Annotated in this window: 25 protein-coding genes; 8 read left to right on the top strand and 17 right to left on the bottom strand. The window is 47.5% G+C overall.

Features of this window, described 5'->3' with window-relative positions; translation table 11 throughout:
* The first annotated feature begins 43 nt into the window (after window positions 1-43).
* Window positions 44-553, top strand: a complete 510-nt coding sequence (locus tag BBR47_RS06090) for a Crp/Fnr family transcriptional regulator (RefSeq protein ID WP_012684873.1) — start codon at window positions 44-46, stop codon at window positions 551-553.
* 25 nt (window positions 554-578) lie between these two features.
* Here BBR47_RS06090 and hmpA read toward each other — a convergent pair whose 3' ends face one another.
* Window positions 579-1796 carry an NO-inducible flavohemoprotein gene (hmpA, locus tag BBR47_RS06085; RefSeq protein ID WP_012684872.1) on the bottom strand — a complete coding sequence of 406 codons (1218 nt, stop codon included), beginning with the start codon at window positions 1794-1796 and terminating at the stop codon, window positions 579-581.
* Window positions 1797-2028: 232 nt separating this feature from the next.
* On the opposite strand from hmpA, the gene BBR47_RS06080 reads away from it, so the two are divergent.
* A complete protein-coding gene (locus BBR47_RS06080) occupies window positions 2029-3471 on the top strand; it encodes a PLP-dependent aminotransferase family protein (RefSeq protein ID WP_012684870.1) in 1443 nt (480 codons plus the stop codon).
* Here the strand turns inward: BBR47_RS06080 and BBR47_RS06075 are convergent.
* The 7 genes from BBR47_RS06075 to BBR47_RS06045 all read right to left on the bottom strand — a co-directional run bounded on the left by BBR47_RS06075 (window position 3449) and on the right by BBR47_RS06045 (window position 10802).
* Complete coding sequence (locus BBR47_RS06075) at window positions 3449-3985, bottom strand: pyridoxamine 5'-phosphate oxidase family protein (RefSeq protein WP_012684869.1); 537 nt, start codon at window positions 3983-3985, stop codon at window positions 3449-3451. The two genes, BBR47_RS06080 and BBR47_RS06075, sit on opposite strands and share 23 nt — an antisense overlap.
* A 140-nt stretch (window positions 3986-4125) precedes the next feature.
* Window positions 4126-4614, bottom strand: coding sequence for a DUF2199 domain-containing protein (locus tag BBR47_RS06070; RefSeq protein ID WP_012684868.1), 489 nt, complete (start codon window positions 4612-4614; stop codon window positions 4126-4128).
* 130 nt (window positions 4615-4744) lie between these two features.
* Window positions 4745-5260: a molybdopterin-guanine dinucleotide biosynthesis protein B gene (mobB, locus tag BBR47_RS06065; RefSeq protein WP_012684867.1), complete on the bottom strand. Its 516-nt coding sequence runs from the start codon at window positions 5258-5260 to the stop codon at window positions 4745-4747.
* 3 nt (window positions 5261-5263) lie between these two features.
* Complete coding sequence (gene glp / locus BBR47_RS06060) at window positions 5264-6523, bottom strand: molybdopterin molybdotransferase MoeA (RefSeq protein WP_012684866.1); 1260 nt, start codon at window positions 6521-6523, stop codon at window positions 5264-5266.
* A gap of 42 nt (window positions 6524-6565) precedes the next feature.
* Window positions 6566-8914: an FdhF/YdeP family oxidoreductase gene (locus BBR47_RS06055; RefSeq protein WP_012684865.1), complete on the bottom strand. Its 2349-nt coding sequence runs from the start codon at window positions 8912-8914 to the stop codon at window positions 6566-6568.
* 194 nt (window positions 8915-9108) lie between these two features.
* Window positions 9109-9474, bottom strand: coding sequence for a DUF2294 domain-containing protein (locus BBR47_RS06050; RefSeq protein WP_012684864.1), 366 nt, complete (start codon window positions 9472-9474; stop codon window positions 9109-9111).
* A gap of 53 nt (window positions 9475-9527) precedes the next feature.
* Window positions 9528-10802 (bottom strand): L-lactate MFS transporter, encoded by a 1275-nt coding sequence (locus BBR47_RS06045; RefSeq protein ID WP_012684863.1) that lies wholly within the window; start codon window positions 10800-10802, stop codon window positions 9528-9530.
* Window positions 10803-11205: 403 nt separating this feature from the next.
* On the opposite strand from BBR47_RS06045, the gene fdhD reads away from it, so the two are divergent.
* Window positions 11206-12003, top strand: a complete 798-nt coding sequence (gene fdhD / locus BBR47_RS06040) for a formate dehydrogenase accessory sulfurtransferase FdhD (protein ID WP_012684862.1) — start codon at window positions 11206-11208, stop codon at window positions 12001-12003.
* A 52-nt stretch (window positions 12004-12055) separates the two neighbouring features.
* On the opposite strand, the gene BBR47_RS30800 is transcribed toward fdhD, so the two are convergent.
* From BBR47_RS30800 to mobA, 3 genes are all read right to left on the bottom strand, one after another.
* The gene (locus BBR47_RS30800) at window positions 12056-12196 is read right to left on the bottom strand and encodes a hypothetical protein (RefSeq protein ID WP_155801071.1); all 141 of its coding nucleotides are present in this window, start codon (window positions 12194-12196) and stop codon (window positions 12056-12058) included.
* Window positions 12197-12463 carry a hypothetical protein gene (locus tag BBR47_RS06035; RefSeq protein ID WP_041749276.1) on the bottom strand — a complete coding sequence of 89 codons (267 nt, stop codon included), beginning with the start codon at window positions 12461-12463 and terminating at the stop codon, window positions 12197-12199.
* A 235-nt stretch (window positions 12464-12698) separates the two neighbouring features.
* Window positions 12699-13331: a molybdenum cofactor guanylyltransferase gene (gene mobA, locus BBR47_RS06030; RefSeq protein WP_012684861.1), complete on the bottom strand. Its 633-nt coding sequence runs from the start codon at window positions 13329-13331 to the stop codon at window positions 12699-12701.
* 87 nt (window positions 13332-13418) lie between these two features.
* Between mobA and BBR47_RS06025 the strand changes: the two genes are divergently transcribed.
* Window positions 13419-13856, top strand: a complete 438-nt coding sequence (locus BBR47_RS06025) for a Dps family protein (protein WP_012684860.1) — start codon at window positions 13419-13421, stop codon at window positions 13854-13856.
* Window positions 13857-13957: 101 nt separating this feature from the next.
* Here the strand turns inward: BBR47_RS06025 and BBR47_RS06020 are convergent, their stop codons facing one another.
* From BBR47_RS06020 to BBR47_RS06000, 5 genes are all read right to left on the bottom strand, one after another.
* Window positions 13958-14419 carry a hypothetical protein gene (locus tag BBR47_RS06020; protein WP_012684859.1) on the bottom strand — a complete coding sequence of 154 codons (462 nt, stop codon included), beginning with the start codon at window positions 14417-14419 and terminating at the stop codon, window positions 13958-13960.
* 152 nt (window positions 14420-14571) lie between these two features.
* On the bottom strand, window positions 14572-15738 hold the full coding sequence (locus BBR47_RS06015) for a dicarboxylate/amino acid:cation symporter (RefSeq protein WP_012684858.1): 1167 nt from the start codon (window positions 15736-15738) through the stop codon (window positions 14572-14574).
* 191 nt (window positions 15739-15929) lie between these two features.
* The gene (locus BBR47_RS06010) at window positions 15930-16862 is read right to left on the bottom strand and encodes a hypothetical protein (protein WP_012684857.1); all 933 of its coding nucleotides are present in this window, start codon (window positions 16860-16862) and stop codon (window positions 15930-15932) included.
* Window positions 16863-17039: 177 nt separating this feature from the next.
* The gene (locus BBR47_RS06005; protein ID WP_231850561.1) at window positions 17040-18023 is read right to left on the bottom strand and encodes a homoserine kinase; all 984 of its coding nucleotides are present in this window, start codon (window positions 18021-18023) and stop codon (window positions 17040-17042) included.
* A 223-nt stretch (window positions 18024-18246) separates the two neighbouring features.
* Window positions 18247-18441: a BhlA/UviB family holin-like peptide gene (locus BBR47_RS06000; protein ID WP_012684855.1), complete on the bottom strand. Its 195-nt coding sequence runs from the start codon at window positions 18439-18441 to the stop codon at window positions 18247-18249.
* A 180-nt stretch (window positions 18442-18621) separates the two neighbouring features.
* Here BBR47_RS06000 and BBR47_RS05995 point away from each other — a divergent pair, with 180 nt between their 5' ends.
* The 3 genes from BBR47_RS05995 to BBR47_RS05985 all read left to right on the top strand — a co-directional run bounded on the left by BBR47_RS05995 (window position 18622) and on the right by BBR47_RS05985 (window position 20100).
* Window positions 18622-19068: a helix-turn-helix domain-containing protein gene (locus BBR47_RS05995; RefSeq protein WP_041749275.1), complete on the top strand. Its 447-nt coding sequence runs from the start codon at window positions 18622-18624 to the stop codon at window positions 19066-19068.
* A gap of 72 nt (window positions 19069-19140) precedes the next feature.
* The gene (locus tag BBR47_RS05990) at window positions 19141-19665 is read left to right on the top strand and encodes an ImmA/IrrE family metallo-endopeptidase (protein ID WP_012684853.1); all 525 of its coding nucleotides are present in this window, start codon (window positions 19141-19143) and stop codon (window positions 19663-19665) included.
* 36 nt (window positions 19666-19701) lie between these two features.
* The gene (locus BBR47_RS05985; RefSeq protein WP_026134137.1) at window positions 19702-20100 is read left to right on the top strand and encodes a hypothetical protein; all 399 of its coding nucleotides are present in this window, start codon (window positions 19702-19704) and stop codon (window positions 20098-20100) included.
* Here the strand turns inward: BBR47_RS05985 and BBR47_RS05980 are convergent.
* Window positions 20078-20830, bottom strand: coding sequence for an alpha/beta fold hydrolase (locus BBR47_RS05980; RefSeq protein ID WP_012684851.1), 753 nt, complete (start codon window positions 20828-20830; stop codon window positions 20078-20080). The two genes, BBR47_RS05985 and BBR47_RS05980, sit on opposite strands and share 23 nt — an antisense overlap.
* 180 nt (window positions 20831-21010) lie before the next feature.
* Here BBR47_RS05980 and BBR47_RS05975 point away from each other — a divergent pair, with 180 nt between their 5' ends.
* The gene (locus BBR47_RS05975) at window positions 21011-21811 is read left to right on the top strand and encodes an inositol monophosphatase family protein (RefSeq protein ID WP_041749788.1); all 801 of its coding nucleotides are present in this window, start codon (window positions 21011-21013) and stop codon (window positions 21809-21811) included.

Below are 21811 nucleotides of genomic sequence, written 5' to 3'. Positions count from 1 at the left end.
CTATAATTGCTAGAGAAAAACGTAGAGAATCGAGGAGAAACCCATGATCCTGCACAAGGGAGAAGTCCTGTTTCGACAAGGCGAAGCTGGACCGCTCTACCATCTGAAGAGCGGTCTGTTAAAAATCGTTCGGGTACATGCAGACGGAGCATTGACGCTGGTCAACATCATCGTGCCAGATGAGATCATTCCGCATCATTCGTTGATGAGCCCGAATCCCTATTACGGGACAGCAATCGCTCTCGTGACCTGTGAGATCGAAGTGCTGTCTGCCCCGGATTGGTATCGCCATCTGGATGACCATCCTGAAAAGTGTCGTGATATCGCACTACAGCTGCAAGGGAAGCTGAGGATGATGCAGCAGCGTATCGACCAATTGACCGAAGTCTCTCCTGCTGAAAAGCTTCGCAAGCTCCAGCTTTGGCTTCAGACATTCATTCCTGTCGCCTCGCTTTCGGAGTTGCTGACTCAGGATGAAATCGGTCAACTCATCGGACTTCGCCGCGAAACGGTAAATCGACTCCTGCGCGCTCAAGCTGCGAATCGCGAGTAAGCATACGCTTTTTTCGTAGTTGCCTTTATGCCAAGGTCGCTGCCGGACCAAAAAACTCAAAATGAATATCTTCTGCTGGCACTCCCCATTCCAACAGAGCACCGTTGATCGTCTTCATGAATGGAATTGGACCACAGAAATAGTAGCTCGCCTCTTTTGTATCAATGACCTTTTGCAGCCATGGCAAGTCGATATATCCTTCTTTCTGGAAAGCACCGTTCAATCGATCCTGTTCGGTCGGCTGTGTATAGCACCAGTGAACAGAAAGCTGCGGATGTTTTGCGGCCAACTCCTCTACTGCTTGCTTCATGGCATGCACATTTCCGTTTTTGGCTGCGTGAATGAAGGTGATCGGACGGGCTGTTCCCGATTTGATCAGTGTGTTCAGCATGCTGATCATTGGGGTCAATCCTACACCACCACTGAGCAGTACAACCGGACGGCTGTCCTCTTGCTGCAAGGTAAAATCTCCAGCCGGAGCAGACAACTGCAGACTATCTCCTTCCTTCACTTCCTCTGACAAATAAACGGATACTTTTCCTGCTGGCTTATCCTGCATCGCGTCCTCGCGTTTGACAGAAATGCGGTAGTACGCATTCCCTGGTGCATCAGAGAGACTGTATTGGCGAATATGCGTAAATTGCTCGCCCGGTAATTCTACCTTGATGCTGACATACTGTCCTGGCTCATAGCTGGAGATCGGTTGACCATCCGCCGGAACCAGATAAAAGGAAGTGATTACGTCGCTTTCCTTCACCTTGCGTTGGACGATAAACTCTCTGAAATCTACCCATCCTCCAGGCTGTCCGCTCGCCTCTTCATACATTTCGTGCTCTACACCGATGAAGGCATCCGCAATGACCCCGTACGCTTCCGCCCACGCCTGTAAAATCTCGTCCGTAGCTGCATCCCCAAGTACGTCTTTGATTGCAGCTAGGAGATTTTCCCCGACGATCGGGTAGTGTTCGGCCTTCACTCCCAAGCTGCGGTGCTTGTGTCCAATTTGCTTCACAACAGGCAAAAGCGTTTCCAGCTTATCAATATACAAAGCCGCAGCATACACCGTATTTGCCAGAGCTGCTTGCTGTCTTCCCTGCTTTTGATTGGCGTGGTTGAAAATATGGAGAAGCTCAGGGTGCTTAGCAAACATCATTTGATAAAAACGTTTTGTAATGGCAGTTCCGTGTACCTCTAGCACAGGAACGGTTGATTTTATGATTTCAATAGTTTTTTGACTTAACATCGTAGAACCTCCTTGAAGTGCTTCGTTCTTTCTCTATTTCAAGTGTACGGGAGGTTCACAGATACACATGTGATTCTGGTCACAGGAAATCGAAACGATTTGTGACAATTTCAAAACCCCCTAAGAAAAAGTCGTCCTCCAACCGTCTTGTTGCAAAAAAAATGATGGCCATGATAGCATAGCAACCAATGGATTGTTATTAAATTCCACCAAAAACAGTGAAGGTGAATGAATGCTAACCGTAAACCGAGATGACAAACGTCCAATCTGGCAGCAACTGCTGGACCAAGCGATCCATAATATTACCTCAGGAAAATGGCAGCCAGGTGAATTGCTACTACCCTCCCGCGAACTCGCTTCTTTAATTGGCGTTTCCCGTTCAACCATACAGATTGTTTATGAGGAGTTATTCAGCCGCGGCTACACTGTCACCTCTCGCCGCGGTGGAACGCGAGTTAGCGAATGGATTTATGCAACTCGTCCTTCAGAGGATGCTGCGGCCGAAGGACCTGTCCCTCCAGAATTGCCTTTATTAAACGCTACAATCGGTCATTTGCACGGTTGGTTCGGGGACAAAGATAGTCAAAAGGTTGAGGTCGATTTCAGTCCCCATGAGCCATATTTGGACGAGCATTTTCAAAAGATTTGGAGACGTTCATTTTTACAGGCTTCTACAGAAACGAATCTGGACAGTTGGGCTTATGGCAATGCCTATGGATACCAACCGCTACGAGAACAGATTCAACGTTATTTGTCACTTGAACGGGGCGTTCATGTAAATATCGATCAAATCATGTTAACCTCAGGTGCACAGCATAGCATCGATTTGATCGCCCAAGCCCTTTTACAGGAAGGGGATACCGTTTCTGTAGAAGATCCTGGCTTCCCTGCTGCCTGGATGGCAATGAAGTATCGGCGTATGCAAGTTGTCTCCGTTCCAGTTGACGAGTACGGGTTATGCGTAGACCAGATTCATCCGTGCTCCAAGCTTGTCTATGTCACGCCATCGCACCAGTGTGCGGTTGGAGTCATTATGTCGGAACCTCGCAGGCAACAATTGTTACACATGGCTGCCGAGCAGCAGTTTTGGATTGTTGAGGATGATTACGATAGCGAATTTCGATATCGCGGCGACCCACTTCCAACCTTGTTCAGTCAGCGACCTCAGAACACATTGTATATGATGAGTTTTTCCAAAATGATTGCACCTGGTATACGAATATCAGCAATCGTTGGCCCCAAAGAGGCCATTCGCCAGCTCGCCCACGTCCATGAATTAACCTATCGGCATCTTCCGATTATGGAGCAATTAACGCTTACTCATTTTATTGAGCATGGTCATTTCATGCGCCATATGAGGCGGGTTCGGAATGTATATCGGCGCAGACATGAAGCCATGACGAAGGCCATCATCACGACAGGACTCGGCGAACACTTCACACTAAGCGGCGTAGAAACGGGATTGCATATCCTTCTTGAAGCTGATCAATCTTTTGATGAAGAAGCCGCGACGATCCTCGCACTCGAAAATGGAATCCGTGTTTATCCACTTAGCAAGTATTGTTTGAAAAGCGATCGAAAAGGATGGGTGCTGGGTTTTGCTAAAGTAGATGAATCCACCATTGAAGAAGGCATTTTTCGTCTTGCAGAGATTACACGGTTTTACCAGGATTGAACATTTTTTCTTCTTCTATTGGGTTTTCTTTCGCAGTGATATGCTGTGGATCTATTCGGTACACCTGAACCGGACCACCGAATACTGCTGAACGGTATTTTTCTACATGCTGCTTGGGCAAAGGCCGATTATAGTAGCCTGGCACATACTTATTCATCATTTCTTGTAACATGTGTGTAGCCTCATCCAGATCAACGATAGGCTCAGCTTTGCCAAAAATCATTACACTCATATACGCTGTGTCCGTCTTAGCCGGCACCGGATCAGTAATCGTTCCATACTCTTCACAAACCGTAAAACAGACCTCTGGATTAGCATCCACAACCTGATTTCTTCTCCCGCCGGTGGCACCATGGAAATAAAGCTTCCCATTTGTCCAAACAAAATTGAGCGGAACAACATACGGCAAATGACCATCGACCATTCCAAGATGTCCGATTCTAGCTTGCTGCAAAAATGTCTCAATCTTGCTCTTATCCAATACTTCTCTCATTTTGTAACGCACTCCATCCATTACTATCACTCCTATTTTTTTGAAATATGCTGCAAGTTTATCAGCCATTGGAGTGAATATATACGTCCAAAACTATCTGATTAAAGCAATCCATAAAACGAAAAAGCTGCCGGAACATCCCGGCAGCAGGCATTTTCTTATTACTCCGTATGATTGATTAAATGGGCAATTTCTTTCACTCTCTCCATTGTAATTCCTTCTCTTTGCTCAACTGCAAGTGGATGATTCGTTTGTTCTAATTCTATTAAGGGAACCGCACCAACTTTTTGTGTATGTACCCATGTCTTTAAGGATAGGGTGGTTTCTGGATAGATGGAAAGTTCAGTCGATAGCCAGCCAAAATAAGGTTCTTCATTTTCTCTTCCTTCTACGTGTAGCAATTCATTCGATCTCAAAAAGTTTTCTTCACTAAGAGAAACCCATACACTCCATATAAATTTCTCATTACTATCTATGATTGGTATTTCAATATGTCCTCTCATAAAGAAATGCTGTTCATCAATGACACAAAAGTCTTTTATTAATTCTGTTCGTTTCTCTTCTGGTACTATGTAAAAATAATGTGGCGCTTCTATTCCGTAACAGAAAGGAATTTCATTTAATTCGTTGTGACAGTGAGGGCAGTTCATGTTATTAGCTCCTTATCGTTTCTCGCCGATTTTTTATTTACATTACCATATATTTCATGACATGGATCATCTCCCATGCTACAAAAAAAGATCATCCCCAATTTAGCTGGAATGATCTCAATGTTTCTAATCAGTTTTGACAATGCCAAACGGAAACCCGTTCCCTTACAAAATTGGCTACGTTGTCGATGTCATTAATATCGAAAAAGGGCAACCCCTGCTGATGCTTGTCTGACCAACCTACGATCCCTACCAAATTAGTAACAATCGATAAAAGCTCCTCATCTTCTGGCCTACGAAGCAAAGCGAGCTTAGGATAGCCTTCACGCTTGAAGCCTTCTACCAAAACGAGCTGGGCCCCGGCATCTGCCAAGCGCTGGATCAGGACGGATAACTCCTGCGGCTTTTGCTCCACGATGGCCGTTTTTGTTTTAGATGTGATCGCAACCAGCGAGGCTCCGGCTTCACGATAACGCCAAGTGTCCTTCCCTGGCTGATCCCACTCAAAATCGTGGCCGCCATCATGCTTGATGACCCCGACCCTTATCCCTGCTTTTTCGAGAATTGGAATGAGCTTGGTGAGCAGCGTCGTCTTGCCACTGTTCGAATAACCGACAATCTGCAAAACACAAGGTGGCTTGATCATTCGCTATCCCTCTCTTCGCCAGGTTGGGGTTGCATGCGTGAGCACATCAACCAGCTCTCCTGCTTTTTTCCCGCTTCCCCCGGCTGGTATGATCATAAAGCATTCGCTGTCCTTCAACGTCCCCAGATTCCCTGCCTTTTCATTGAAATCAGGGATTGCGTGCAAAACCCCGTCTTTTTCGAGCAGCTTCCCTCGCAGGTAACGCGGGTATGGGCAAGGCTTCGTATAATCGACCCCGAGTCTAGCCTTAATGACCTGTTGCACGACATGGGCTTCTCCCGAGATGCGACGTATGGCTGCTCGCGCAAACAACTCAAACCCGAGAAAACAGGCACCCGGATTCCCTGATAGGGCAATCAAAGGCTTGCCCTCCATGAGCATGGCTGTCGTCGGACTTCCCGGACGTATTGCGATCCGGTTGAACAAAAGCTCCACCTCAGGCTCATCTACTAAAGCCGCGATCACATCAAAATCCCCAACGGACACACCACCGCTTGAAATGACCAGATCCACGCCCCGCAAGCATTCACTAATTTTCGCTTTCGCCACCGCCAGATCATCCGGCAATCTCGAAAACGAAACAGGGATGCCCCCTGCCTCGGCAATCAAGGCAGTTAGCATCACCGTATTACTGTTGCGAATTTTGCCTGGAGCAAGCGGCTGATCAATCTCCAGTAGCTCGCTTCCAGTCGAAATCAGACCGACACGCGGCTTGCAGAACACCTCGACCTGCGAAAAGCCAAACGTAGCCAAGCTGGCGAGAGTACCTGCGTTAATCCGTTCACCCGTTTTGGCAATGATCGTTCCTTTAGCCATCTCTTCACCACGACGGGATACATTTTCCCCAGGCTTCATCTCTCGCTTGATCCGTACAGTATCCGCCTCTTCGGCTGGGTTATGCGTTTGCTCAAACATGATGACCGCATCTGCATCCGCAGGCATCATCGCACCTGTCATGATCCGCGTCGCGTAGCCCTTTTTCAGTTCTCTAGTAGGTACTTGCCCGGCCGCAACCGTCTCTAGCACTGTTAGTGTAATCGGGTGGTCAACGGAGGCCCCAACCGTATCCGCAGCTCTCACGGCAAACCCATCCAGCGGCGAGCGGTCAAAGTGCGGCAAATCGTATGTTGCACGTAGATCAGAGGCCAGTATCCGCCCATATGCCTCCCCGATCTGCACTTGTTCCGTTCTCCCTGTCACTAATTTTGCCAAAAGCTTGCTCATCGCTTCCTCAACCGAGATTGTTTGTCGCGAAAAACGCATGGCTTGTTCCCCCTAATCTTGACCACCCATTGCTGCAGCTCGTCAGCCGACGTTTACTTCCAAATCTTCTACTTCTCTCTCCACGTATTTCAAATCTTTATTGGCGTGGAAAGTGTCCGCTTTTTCAACCTTCACGGCTGTATTGTATTCGGGAATACCTGCGTATGTCTCGTATACACCCTTCGGAATGAGTACGTTCCCTTCCGGCCAGTGTACTTGAATATTTCCGCGTCTGGTGTCCTCGAATTTGGCACGTCCTTGGAACGTTCCATATTTATTGTAAACGACGATATTTTCGCCTTCTGCAATGCGCAGTTCTTTTGCATCCTCTGCATTGATCAGGATATCATAACGGTCCGCATTGTTGAACGGGTCTTTCTTGCTATAAATCATCGAGTTGAACTGCTTACCGCGACGAGTCGTTACATAGAAGTGTCCCTCTGGCTTGTTCAAATCCGGAATCTCAATCGGAATCAGATTCGCTCGGCCATCCGGTGTTGGGCATACGCCGCCTTCACACAACCATGCACCGCCCCATTGGAAAACATCCCCACGGTTTTTCAGATGCTGGATACCATCGTAGTTCGGATTCGCCAGAGCAATCTCTGCACGAATATCAGCTGCGCTTGAGAAATGCATCAGATGCTTTTTCTCCGGATTTACCCGTGCCGCCAGATCAACGTAAATCTCCCATTCCGAACGAGCTTCTTCAATTCGTGGCCCTTCCACTTCGGCACTGAAGTAAACCATACGCTCTGTACTTGTCGAAGTACCACCACCCGGCTGCTCGTAGCGAGTCATTGCTGGCAGTACGATGACTTCTTCCTTCGCATCCACCAACGTAGATGTATTGAAAATGATGTCCTGATGTACACGAACTTCTATGCTCTCCAAGCATTTTTGCATGAAGTCCGGATCTGGCATCGTCTCCAGGAAGTTGCCGCCACTCGTATAGAACAATCTGGTCTTGCGCTCATGTCCATCTGGCAACACTGCATTTTCCAAAGAAATACCGACGATATCTCCTTGCCATTTCGGGATCGGGAAGTTCCAGAGCTTTTCAATGCGGTTCCAGGATTTCTCTTCAAAATCTCCACCTGGCAGACTGAACGGATCGGCACCCATTTCACCAGAGCCTTGTACGCCGGAGTGTCCGCGAATCGGCATGAGACCCGTGTGCTTGCGACCCAAGAATCCACGGAGGACGGCCAGATTGGCTACTTGAGAAATATTGTCCGTACCGAATTTGTGCTGGGTCAGACCCATACTCCATACGAATACACCATTTTTAGAGTTAGCGAGCAACTCTGCGAATTCCTTGATACGCTCGCGGCTGAGACCGGAGGATTCTACGATCTTGTCCCACGATTCATTCATCACATGCTTGCGCAGCTCCTCGATTCCGTTCGCATGCTCCTTGATGAATTCATGATTGATCGCAGAACCTGGTTTGGCTTCCTCCATCTCGAACCAAATCTTCATCACGCCGTTCATGAATGCGATGTCGCCGCCAATATTCACTTGATAGAAATCATCCGCAATTTTCGTTCCGAACAAAGCACTATCTGGTACAGATGGAATCCAGTACTTCTCCATCGCTGGCTCTCTGTACGGGTTGATCAGGATGATTTTCGTTCCTGCTTTTTTCGCAGCATACATGTATTTCGTCGATACAGGCTGGTTGTTACCTGGTACAGAGCCCCAGAATACGAGCACATCAGTACCAATCCAATCCTGATAGTTACAGCTCGATGCACCAATCCCAACCGAACGCTTCAGTGCTGTCTTACTCGGCGAGTGGCAAATACGTGATGCATTGTCGATGTTGTTGGTTCCGAGGAAACGAGCCATTTTAGCTGCCGTGTAGTATACCTCGTTCGTAATCCCGCGAGCGGTCAAGAAAAAGGCCAGTTGTTTCGGACTGATGTTTTTGATTTTTCTCGCGATGCGGTTTAACGCTTCATCCCAACTAATGCGAGTGAACTTGTTTTCGCCAGGCTTTCTTGAAAGCGGATACGGAATTCTTCCCAGCTTACGCAATTCCTCGCTGGACAGCTTACGTAGTGCATTTACATCTTCAAACCATTTGGCATCCATGGCAGGCATGGTATTGAGACGCAGTACGTTTAGTCTCGTGGTGCACAAATGCGGACCAGTCAACGTCTGATCGTAGAGACCGGATACGCCGAGAGCGCAGCCATCACATACCCCTTGGGTCAAAATGCGATAGGCATAACCCAAATTATCGCGATTGTCATACGCCACCTTCATCGTATCGCGAATGTGATGCGGCTTGATTTTTCCGAGTCCCATCGGCATCAGTGAAGCCCATAAGGAAGGCTTCCACGAAGTATCCAGCTTAATTGGTCCGCCATGCTTGGTCTTGCCCATTTCTTTTATCTCCCCTCTAATAAACTCCATTGAGACGAAAAAACCACCATGAAACCGTCCCTTGTCCTATAGGAAAAGAGCGTGTTCACGGTGGTTGTCTGCGGCAGGTTCGCTACCTAGTCTCAACTTCGTGTTTGCTTTCGCGAATTCCGTTACGTCTAAGCCGGTGAACAGGAACGCTGCTTCGTTTAGACTTACGGTTCGTTTTTCATTTTCTTTTCGATGTCTTGATCAAAAACAAAGATCGACATTCCAAAATCCCGTTCAATGTCAATATCGACGAATAGATCAACGAGTTTTGCTCCAAGAAACGCTTCCATGTCAACTGGCTGGTGTTTCCGATAGATCTCTTTGACCATTTCGGTTCGGGCAGCTCGTAATGTCTGCTTTCCGTCTTCCGAAGTGGCGATGAACTTTTCCACCGGAGAAAGGTTGCCTTCCATCTCGCAGATCGCCCAGTTCTTGCAGAACGTGGTGCTGATCTTGCTCGGTCCCTTTCCCATATGGCGCTTTCGGAAAGCCCTGACCAAATTACTGAATTCTGCTTCGAACTTATTCATCGAGGAAAATCACCTTTACTTCAAATCATTCTCTTCTTAAACTTTACCATTGATTAACTAGCCAATTCAACAGACTTTTCTCTTTGTATGGCTTCTTCCTTCAGTTTTTTGATATCCAGACGGACTAATAGCGAGATCACCAGAGCGACAACGAACATTCCTGCGAAAACACTCATCGTTCCTGTATAGCTTTCTGTCGTCTTGCGAACCCATGCTGCAAAGATCGGTCCTGCCAAGCCGGCAGCAGCCCATGCTGTCAGAATATAGCCGTGAATCGCGCCCAATTGCTTCGTCCCAAACAAGTCACCAATGTAAGCCGGAATGGATGCAAAGCCACCGCCGTAACAGGTCATAATGATGAACATCGCAACCATGAACAGGATCGGATTGGACAAATTCGGCAACAGGAAGAACAGTACCATTTGGATAGCAAAGAAAGCTGTGTACGTATTTGGTCGTCCAATGAAATCAGACAGAGACGCCCAGCCGATTCGTCCCCCACCGTTGAACAAACCGTTTAGCCCTACCATCAGAGCTGCTGTTCCGACAGACATCCCTACCATTTCTTGCGCCATCGGCGATGCTACCGAAATAACAGCGATTCCACATGTCACATTGATAAACAGCATCAGCCATAGCAGGTAAAAACGGCGTGTCTTGATCGCTTCGTTGGCAGTCAATTGGCACAAATCTTTTTTGATTTGCTTGCTGCCAACTGTTCCCTCAGCGGAAAATCCAGCCGGCACCCAGCCTTTTGGAGGTGGAGCTAAATATTGAGCCGAAGCCAACATCACAACAAAATAAATAATGCCCAAAATATAAAAGGTGTTCGCGATTCCTACATTGGCAATCAAAGCGTTCATAATCGGACTGGCAATCATGGAAGCAAAGCCGAAGCCCATAATGGCAAGTCCCGTTGCTAAACCACGGCGATCCGGAAACCATTTGACTAGGGTCGATACTGGCGTAATATAGCCTACACCAAGTCCGATACCACCCAGCACTCCATAACATAAGTACAGCAGAGGCAAGCTGCTCAATTGAATCGCCAAGCCAGCCCCGACAGTTCCTATTCCGAAAAAGATAGATGCGAGAATACCAGCTTTACGCGGGCCGTGCTTTTCGACATAATGACCGAGAAAGGCAGCAGACAGTCCCAAAAACAAGATCGCAATACTGAACGTAAATTGAACGTCTGGCAAGTCCCAGCCAAACTGCTCGGTAATTGGCTTGGTGAATACACTCCAGGCGTATACCGACCCAATCGAGATGTGGATGCCTACCGCAGCCAACGCGATGAGCCAGCGGTTTTTCACTTTTTGTTCCAAATCATTCATCTCCTTTGTAGTGGTCTTTAGCATACTGTGGATCCATCAGCAGCCTTCTCGAAAAAAAGAAAAACTGCTGATTTCACCGACTCACCCAGGTCTCCTAATAAATGGAAACAAGAGCTACGATGAAACACAGCAGTTAATCATCAGCAGGAACGCTACATCAGCATCAACAAGCATTGTGTTCACTATGTAATTCGCTGCAAGGCTACAAAATAATCGGTGGCAGGTTCGCTGCTCCGTGTCAATCTGTCCTTACGCTATGAATACATGGAAAGACGAAAATTTTATGACACTTTTCATCTCACATAGTATACTACCATGTAAGCGTTCACTCGACAATATTTTCCTCACAAAATAGCCATGAAAACTTCATAATTTCGACAAAAAGGAGGCCCGTATGTCTGAGCTAACCATCACTACTCGATTGCCCGTGTTGAAAATTTCTGCTGAACAACATGGCTGGGAAGACGACGACATCGTTACAGAGTACCCCCTCACTATTTTCCTCAATGATGAGGAATTCGCTACAATCGTATGCACCCCGGCCGACCTGGAAGAAATGGTCATCGGTTTTCTCGCAGCCGAAGGCGTCATCAAGGGCTACTCGGAAATCAAACAGCTTACGATTAATGAGACCCAAGGGTTTGCTTACGTTGATTTGCATAAAGAAACGATTTTGTCGCAGAGCTTTTACTCTAAACGCAGAATTACTTCCTGCTGCGGAAAAAGCAGACAATCCTTTTACTTTTTTAGCGATGCGCGCACAGCAAAGCCCGTAGAAAGCACAACAACTGTCACCCCTGCTCAATGCATGCGCCTGATGAAGGAATTGCAAGCGTCGTCTGAGATCCACCGCCAAACAGGTGGCGTACACAATGCAGCCCTTTGTACACCGGATGAAGTTTTGCTTCAGTTCTCCGATATCGGGCGTCACAATGCTCTCGACAAGATCTATGGGAAATGCTTGCGAGATAACATTTCCACGACGGACAAAATTCTTGTCTTTAGTGGACGCATCTCGTCTGAAGTGCTGCTCAAGGCTGCCAAGATTGGTGCTGGCATCATTTTGTCCAAGTCCGCTCCAACTGACCTCGCCCTTCAATTGGCAGATGAGCTGAAGCTCACCGCAGTAGGTTTTATCCGCAATGATAAAATGAACGTGTATACACAAGCAGAGAGAATCCTCCTATCTTAAAGGAGGAATCAAGCAAAAGCGGGACAGGCTGTTGGTAATCTCAAAGCCCGAGTTAACCTCTCGGGCTTTTGTTCTTTGTACGTGGGAATCTGTTATTTGCAGCAGCAATGCTTCTTACTGTGATGCTTGCAGTGGTGGTCGTCATCATCTTCGTCTTCGTCTTCGTCGTCATCCTCTTCTTCGTCTTCATCATCTATTTCATACTTCCTGCAACAGTGATGGTCATGTTTTTCAAAGCATTTGCAATCATGGTGTTTACAGCAACAGCAGTGATCGTGACAATTTTCATGCTTTTTGCAGCAGTGGGGCACGGAGTAATCGTCATGTTTCTTGCAGCAACAGTGGTGGTCGTGATATTTGTCGTGTTTTTTGCAGCAGCAATGGTGGTCGTGATGCTTGTCGTGTTTTTTGCAGCAGCCATGATGGTCGTGATGCTTGTCGTGTTTTTTGCAGCAGCCATGATGGTCGTGATGCTTGTCGTGTTTTTTGCAGCAGCCGTGGTGATCGTGTTTGTCGGGTTTTTTGCAACAACAGTGGTGACCGTGGTGTTTGCCCTGTTCTTTGCACTTTCTTGTCATTGCGCTCCCTCCTTTCATTCGCCATCACTACTATTCATACGGTTTGTCCAGAGAAACGCTTGTATGATAGCCCTCTATGAAAAGCCCCTTTTTTCCAAACAAAAAACAGGACACGTCTCAAGCATGTCCTGTCTTTCTGCGTTTTTCTTCACTTTTTGCCTGTTCGTATTCTTCAGGTGTGTTGACATTAAATACAGCCCAAGGGTCCAACCATTCATCAGGCAAGGGCAACACACGCAGTTCATCTAAAGTCCGCATCACTCTTCGCTGTCCATTCAATAGCGCCTGCTCCCAATTTCTCTGTGTTCTCCGATGGTACACTGCACATAATGGGTGGATTCGTCCCTCTGATTGGGCGACAATCACATCCCAATCGTTACTCTCCCTGGCAAATTCGATAAGTTTGGCTATTTGTACACGATCCATAAAAGGCAGGTCGCAGGACAACACCAGCAAAGCATCCTCTGAACTTACGCGAAAAGCAGTAACCAGCCCACTTACAGGACCGCAGGATGGTACCAGATCAGGTGTGATTATGACGGGCTGTTCATCAATTTGTTCCTTTTGTGTCACTTGAGTGCCCGAAAAATCGTTCGTTACAATGAAGCAAGACAAGCCAACCGCCTGTACTTCCTTTATCAGTTCTGTTAAAAAGGTTCCGTCCCTCCACGGCAATTTTTGCTTTGGCGAGCCCATTCTGCTGCTCTTTCCGCCCGCTAAAATAACCGCACCGATACGCAGCTGCTGCATAAATTTCCTCCCGGGTGTTGACAATAATCCCTATTAGTTTATAATAAGTTTAAACAAATAATAATTATAAATAAGGAGAGATTCTCGATGGAAAACACACTCTACAGCGTTCTAAATAAACAGGTGGCGAACTGGACAGTCCTCTATACGAAACTACACAATTTTCACTGGAATGTAAAAGGACCGCACTTCTTCACACTCCACGCAAAATTTGAGGAATTGTATAACGAAGCAGCAGCGAATCTCGATACCCTCGCTGAACGAGTCCTCTCCATCGGTGGAAAGCCTGTAGCGACTTTGGCTGCATGTCTGAACACAGCAAGCATCACTGAAGCAGAAGGAACCGAAACAGCTGAGCAAATGGTAGAAACGATCGCGAGAGACTTCTCCATTCTCGTAGATGAACTGAAGCTAGCTATGGAAACGGCAGACCAAGCCGACGATGAAGGGACAGCCGATATGCTGTTGGGAATCCGTAGCAGCCTGGAAAAACACATTTGGATGCTCAAGTCCTTCTTACAATAAGCATGTAAATCAATAGACACCAAAAGGCGATTGTGCATAGGCACATCGCCTCTTTTTGGGTCTTCCCGTGAAACTGCCTTTTGCCCCCTAGTTACCTAGAGCTAGAGTGAAAAAATCAGTTTCCGCCCGTCCTTTTCTACTTTTACTTGGGGCAAATACTTTAATGACTTCTGTACACCAATGTAGGGACTAGCAAACTCTACCTGGTGCCGTGCTTTCAACACGGAGCAGAGATCAGCCAATGACATTGGAGACATTGCTTCCCGTAACAGGTTTTCGATGTGCTTCGCAACTTCCACATAATCATGACGAATGTGCGCCTTTCTCACTTTCATTCGCTTCATCAAGTCATCTGAAAATTCCTCTGTTGATATAGCTACATCGTCTGGATTTTCTTCGTCTCCGATCCCGACTTCGTTATCCAGCTCGCGAATGCGGCTCAAAAGCTGCTTGATGTCAGCTCCCAACTGCTTGTCCTGATCGACATACTGTCGACGCAGTGCCATACGCTGCTCTAGCATGGCCTGCAATGTCATTTGTAACGCTTTCCGTTCGTTAAACATTGCGTTATGTATTCCCCTTTTCGCAAAAAGTAGAATGATGGAATTATACCCAATGATAATATAATTCTCACTAATTGGAAACGGGGGAATTTAAGTGGCAAAATCCTCACGTAAAGACGGGACTATTTTCCCATTCATCTTTCCAGCCGATTTTAAGCTGCCTTTTCCTCACTCAATCGATCCGTAATCACTGCAATCGCACCGTCACCCGTTACGTTACAAGCGGTACCAAAGCTATCCTGCGCGATGTACAGAGCAATCATCAACGAAGTCAATGTGGTAGTAAATCCAAGCATGGTCTCCATCAATCCGAGTGCTGCCATCACAGCCCCGCCCGGCACACCTGGTGCGGCGATCATTGTTACGCCCAGCATCAAGATAAATGGAAACATCATACTAAAGGATGTCGTCATGTCATTTAGCATCATGACTGCCATGGAACAACTGACAAGCGTAATCGTGCTTCCGGAAAGATGGATCGTTGCACAGAGTGGAACGACGAAGTCCGCGATTTTTTCGCTCACACCGTTTTTCTTGGTCTGATTGAGTGTCACAGGAATGGTGGCCGCAGATGATTGTGTTCCAATCGCTGTGAAGTAAGCGGGAAGCATATTTTTTATCAGCGTGAATGGGTTTTTGCGTCCCATCTGGCCTGCTATCATGTACTGCACGAACAAATAGAATAGATGCAAGACGATAATCATGACGAAAACTTTCACGAATACGGACAAAATCATGGTGACTTGTCCACCATAGGTCAGATTGGAAAATACAGATAGAATATGTAAGGGAAGCAACGGGATAATGACGGAAGCGATCAGCTTCTCGACGATATCTCTCAAGTCTACCATCACATTTTGCAAGGCATTCCCTTTGATGACAGTCGCTCCAAGACCAAGGGTAAAGGCGAGCAACAATGCTGTCATCACACCTACAATCGGCGGCATGTCCACGGTAAAGAATGGCTTCACCAGTGCTTCCTCCGGGTTGGCATACTGATTCACCAGCCCACCTACCTCAAGAATGTGTGGAAAAATACTCACACTGACCCAATAAGCAAGCGTTCCTGCAAGGATCGTCGAGAGGTAAGCAACCCCTGTGGTTACCCCAAGCAACCGCCCTGCCCCTTTGCCCAGCTCACCGATGCCTGGCGCGATAAATCCAATGATAATCAACGGAATCGCAAATCCGAGGAAATTTCCAAACAGGCCACTAAATGTAGCCAATCCTTTCACGACCCAAATCGGCGAAATAGAGCCAATCCCGACCCCAAGGACAATGGCGACAAGGATTTTGGGTAGTAAACCTAGATTTTTCATTAATATTGAACCTCCGTTAAGTATTAATAAATCACGTCCACACGGAATGGACTTTGTCTCTTTTACGCGGACTAATGAATAACAAGGTAACACATTCGGGATGAGATTGTCATGAATCATAAAAAAGTAATAATATTCAAACGAAAGAAAAACCCCCAATGAGCGTTGCTTACTCACTTGGGGGAACGATTTTATTTGGCGCAAAGCACCTGGCGAAATTCTTCTTCGATGTCTGCCAATACGCGCATAGCATTCGCTAGCTCCTGCTCATTCTTTTCCACGATCAGTGTGTGACAACGTCCAAATTGCTTCGCCTGCCTCTCTTTAATTGCTGCAAGCTCTGGCGCATGCTTCGAGAAAAACACAGCGAAATCCATGGCTCGCCTCGCCCCTAATTGGAAAGCAAAATAGGAGAGATGACCAGTTTCTGCTGGGGAGAGCCCGCCCTCCTCTTCGATCCGTTTCACTACCCGCAAGATCGCTTCCTTTCCGTATAAGACCGAAGCGTTTGGTTTTGCCGATGCACTTTCCTGATAAATCCCTTGGAATAAACGAAGGGCATTCGCAGCTTGTTCCTCCTCTGACGGACTGCCTACACGCTTCGGTGCTGTCCAGTAGTGATAAGAAAAGAGGCGATCGAAGATTTTTTCGGCTTTCCATGCCAAGACAAACTGGGACAATGGCAAGCTCACAAAAGGAAATCCTGCCGGATCATGCAGGTAGATTTCTCGCTCATCCATCCTGTACGCGAGAACAAAATGGTCAGCACCTCCCAAATAAGCAGCATTGGGATTATACGTCAAATAGCCCATATCAAGTGGTCCGAGCAAAACGGGCCCATGCTCCACATCACGCCGTAATTCTTCCAATGGTGGCTCTCCCTCAGCATCCGCTGACTTTTCCGTCCAGCGAAATCCTAGTAGCTCCAACGCATGACTTACACCACGATCTGGAATCTCTTGTCCGAAATAAATGACTTTCTGCTCCTCATGCCACATCGCCCCGATACCTACGCCAGAGAGTACTTCAAGTACAGCAGGCGATACCTTCTCCCCAATTGTCTCCAAAAGCATAGCTGAAGAATTTGCGTAGCAGTACGCGCCACTTCCGATGTACGGTAACATGCTTTTCTCCCTCTTTCTCGTCAATGTATGACTTACCTATCATTGACTTCGGGACACATGCTTTTCTGACAACGCTTTGCAAAACGCTTCTAGTTGTGACCTTTTCTCGACTCCGTATGCCGACCGACAATACTGGACCACCTGCTGTTCAATGCGCATGTTTGGAAAAACTCTCTCTTACGCGAAATATTTTTTGAAAAACTCCATCTTCTCACTCACGAAAGCATCATCCGAATCGCTGCTCCCCATGATATGAGGATCATGCATGCACAGACCCATTAGCCACAATTGGCGAATGCCTGTCATGAGCGACACCGCTTCCTGATCGTTTTCAGATAAGGGACGAACCTCGGTATATCCTTTTAGAAAAGCATTCCATAGCGACTCCACCAGTTCGTCATCTTCCTCGATCAATATTCGGCTCAGCTTGAAAGCAGCCAGATCATACGCCCGCCAGCCATATCCGCACAGGTCGAAATCAAAGTGGGTATAGGTGTTGTCCTCACAAAAGTTCGTATTAAAATTCCCTTGAAGGTCTCCGTGGCAAATCCCCCAGTCGAGTCCGGCACGGATGTGCTCGTTTAGCTTGGCTTCCAGCTCCATCGCCAGCCTTTGGAGAAATTGAAAATCTTCCTTCCGATGCTGCAGACGTGTCTCGATGATGGCTAACGGGCGATGAATCAGCGTCTTGGCGTCCCACACCTCGCGAGCTTGCTGTGTGGAAAAGCCTTCTGCTTTGACATGCAGCTCCGCAACGGCTCTGCCGAATCGTTCGCTCAGTTCCTCGGTATCCATTTCTTGCTCCTTGCCCGCAGCAAAAGTGAACAACGCACCAAAGCGATTGCCCTCTGCTGCTTGCAGTCTCAAGACATGCTTTCCTGAGCCGTCTGCAATTGGCACAGATACAGGTACTCCTTGTCTATTCAAATGGAGCAACAGCTCCATCTCGAACGCAACTGCTGCTTCCTCTGTTCGCCAATCACTGCGATACAGTCTGAAAATTCGTTTTTGATCGATCGTCTTCACGAGATACGTATCGTTCATGCCTCGAAGCATGTAGTGAACGGATTGTATTTGTTCGGTTGGATATGCTTCCTGAAGTACTTTCTGTAATGCTTTTTCACAGATGGTTGAGTAGACGACGGGTACATGCATAGTCATGCTGCTCCTTTTTTACCAAGTATTGGTGAGTTATTATAGAAGACGTGTGAATCGGGAAAAGGGCACAACAAAAAAGACCTTGAAGGGCTAATGGCCGATCAAGGTCTGGTACAGGCTGCAACGATTTGTCCCCCTTGCTGAATAAGCTCTTCCAGGAATCGGGCAACATAAGTAATGGATTTGTATTGGTCACGCTCATCAGAAGGCTTGCTGTCAAAAAAAGCTATTTCCTCACTTTTCCCTTGATCTCTCGCAATTCTTCGAGGATCAGATCGTACTTGTCGCTGTATTTGTCCAGCAAATCCTGTAGTCGCCCCTCGCGCTCGCGATTTGCCTTCATAATATAAAACAACAACCAGACAAACAAAGCAGCAAATGGCCCTTGCTGAAGTAATACGGTTGTTACTTGATCTTCCATGTTTGATCTCCCCTTTTGTCACAGTACAGAACGAGTGTCCCCGCATCGTTCTTATCTGTATTTTGTACAAAGGGCTTGTACATAATTCGTTGGGGGCAAAATTTTTATCCATACTTTTCTTTTTCCCTCTCATTTAGTACAATAGGCTTGTACATCCTCACAGGAAGGACTGGCACGCTCATGCTATCTCAGCGCTTACGCACAGCTCGTAAGACAAAAGGTCTGACCCAGGAAGAGTTGGCAGAGCATGTCTGCACGACCAAGGGGACGATCAGTAACTACGAGAATAACCACAGCACACCACCGAATGACATGCTGCGGCAATTGGCTGATGTGCTGGACGTCACGACCGATTGGTTGTTGGGCCGCACAGATGAAGTCACGGCTTATATTCTCCCAGCAACAGGAGAAACAAATCATCGTTCGTTGGACGAGCTCTTGCAGGAAAAGATCGATGACCCCGACGACTACTATTTCCTAGACGGGTATCTGGACGCCTCAGAAGAGGAAAAAAAAGAAATTCGCCGCTACTGGTACGACTTGAAGAAACAGTGGAAAGTCCGTAAAGTACGTGAGGAACGCCCTCCTTCTTTGTTTGACATCACGGAAGACATCAAAAAAAAATAACCCCAGTGCGGGGTTTTCTTTTCAACCCAAGACAGAACGTACGTTCTTTACCATTCATCTAGGAGGTCCTTGATGCTTCACTCCCTTTTGCAAGAAATCTGCGAACCGCAAACATGGCTCGAGAGTCGCGTGTACTTGTTGCTTCAACATCACGGCATCGATTCGCCCGAACAAATCGATCTGCATCTGCTATGCGAGACGTATGGCATCGAGATCCATCGCATTTGCGGCAGGAGTCGTACACACGCGCACCCCTTTTCGCCGGGACGTTATGTCATTGCGGTGGACGAGCGACTCGATCTGGCAACCCAGCGGGTAAAAATCGCGCATGAACTGGGACATTTGCTTCTTCACGAAGGCATTCAGCCCCAGAGCAGCGAATGGATGATTGACTGGCAAGAATCGCAGGCAAATCATTTTGCCGAGCATTTGCTGCTTCCCATTTACATGATGAGCCCCCTTTTGGTCGATTGCTCGCGATACAACGCACCGGCTGTGTTGGCTCAGCGCTTTCAGGTGCCGATGCCTCTTGCCCGTGCCCGTTTTGAGCGCATACTGAGCCGTATGTATGCCAAAGGTTTTCCTGTCTATGGGTAAATGACGACATTATTTTTATGCAGGAGGCGATACCTGATGAAACGAGTCTTTATTGCTGGTGATGCATACACGACTCATTTTTTTGATCTCGCCTTGGAACAAGACGAGGAGCTGTCGCTGTTACCCTCTTTGCAGGTAGCCAGCTATCATGTGGCCCGCTTTGCTCTCATCATGCGGGATGACGGCCTTAGTGGTCTCGGTATTTTTCCTGGAGACGCCCTCTTGATCTCAGACTTTTCGATGGAGCCTGTAAAAGACAGACCTGTGTTGATCCGACAGGAGGGACAGTTCCTTGTGCGCATCGCAGCAGACGTCAATCCATTGGAATGTCTGTTTACAACCACACGCGAGCAAGACACGCCCATGCTACTCCCCTCGGAAAATATTCGCATTACAGGTGTTGTATCCGGGATTATTCCACGTTCATCATCGTGACATCATTAAGCAGCCAATCCTTGATTGCTGCCACCGTTTGCTGCCACTGCTCTTGCGGAGTAATGGCAGCGGGCTTGTCACCCTCCTGCGATCCATAGCTTCCGAACTGGGAGTGGTTTCCCCCTTCTATCGTCATGTACACCGTACGCTCCGGCAAATATTGCTTGCTCTCCTCAAACCTTTCCATATTAATCACACCGTCGCGAGACCCGAGCAAAGACAGCACAGGCAAATTCACCTTCTTTAGGTTCCCCTGACTGTTTGGATACGCTCCCAGTAAAAACACGCCGTTGATTCTGTCCGGGTGGTTTGCTGCGAATTGAGCTGCCATAGTACCACCGAGTGAATGTCCTCCGATGACAAACGTTTTATTCGGATACGCCTTTAATACTTGTGTCGCTCTCGTCATATCACTTACAGCCAAATTCAGCGGCATTCGTGCGAGAAAAACATGGTAGCCGGAGCCTGCCAAGGAACGGGCAATCGGTGCATAGCTCTCCGGTTTGACGAGTGCTCCCGGATATAAGATGAGTCCCGGTTCGCGTGACTCCCCGCCTTGGAAGATAATCCAGTCATTCGTATCCATGACTGTTATCCCTTCACCGCCTTGCATGGCCGTTAGTGCTGCCTGATCGGGCTGATATGGCTGCAAATACCATATAGCCAGACAAATCGCTGCAAGTGTCACCAATACGAGTGCCTGGAACCATTTTTTACGCGCTTGACTCATCCTGCCCACCTCGTTTCCGCCCCTATGTATGATGCTACTTATTATGTCTCAAACACGCTGCACATGTGCATAAATTGTGAATCTCGATATTTCCGTGGTGTTGACGAGCTGATTTTTATATAGTAGTATTCAAACATACTACCTAATTTTCACCAAAAAAGAGAAGGGATGGGAATTGTTATGAATCTACAAGATGTGCAATTTTGCGAGGAACTGGTAAGAAGTGCTGGAATGGAGCTGCTAGTGGAATTTGAAAAAGGCGCGCCCTGCCACAGCAAGGAAGCAATGGCTAAACGCTTTGAAGAGGTGAATCCCGTGGTTGAAGCTCGATTAAAGCGCTCATTATCCGAGCGGTTCCCCACCTATCAATTCTCTGACGCCGAATTCGATCTGGGTGCACAGGAAAAGCCTGAATTCACAAGTCCTTATTGGGTGATAGATGCAATCGATGGAGCCGTTCACTTTCTACAAAAAATGCCGATGTGGGCTACTTCCCTCTGCCTGATTGACGGAGGACGCACGGTTGTTTCTTTTGTCTATGATCCATGCCGTGATGAACTATTTACAGCAATTGACGGGCGTGGAGCTTTTTTAAACGGACAAAAAATTAGTACCTCATCCAAATCGCTTCTGAGTGAGTGCATTCTAGGGACGCTCTTTGCTTCCTCTGAGCCGATGAACCTCTTGGTCGGAAAGTATACAGCGAATTCCTTGACGCGAGTGATGCCAGAAGCTTTTGCCATCCGCATGCAAGGCGCGGTATCACTCCATCTGGCCTATGTGGCGTGCGGACGACTCGACGGTTACTGGGAATACGGTGAAGGGGTGTATGATTGGCTGGCTGGTGCCCTTCTGGTCCAGGAAGCCGGAGGCAAAATTACGGATACACAGGGGAATGATTTTTGCTGGAAAAGCACAGGCATCGTAGCAGCGGGCTCGACCATCTACCCTCAGCTGATCCAATTGACCCCAGCTTCATAA

The sequence above is a fragment of the Brevibacillus brevis NBRC 100599 genome (genome assembly GCF_000010165.1).
Classification (GTDB): Bacteria; Bacillota; Bacilli; order Brevibacillales; family Brevibacillaceae; genus Brevibacillus; species Brevibacillus brevis_D.
The sequence above is the reverse complement of the archived record's forward strand: the minus strand, read 5'-3'. Positions and strand labels throughout refer to the sequence as shown.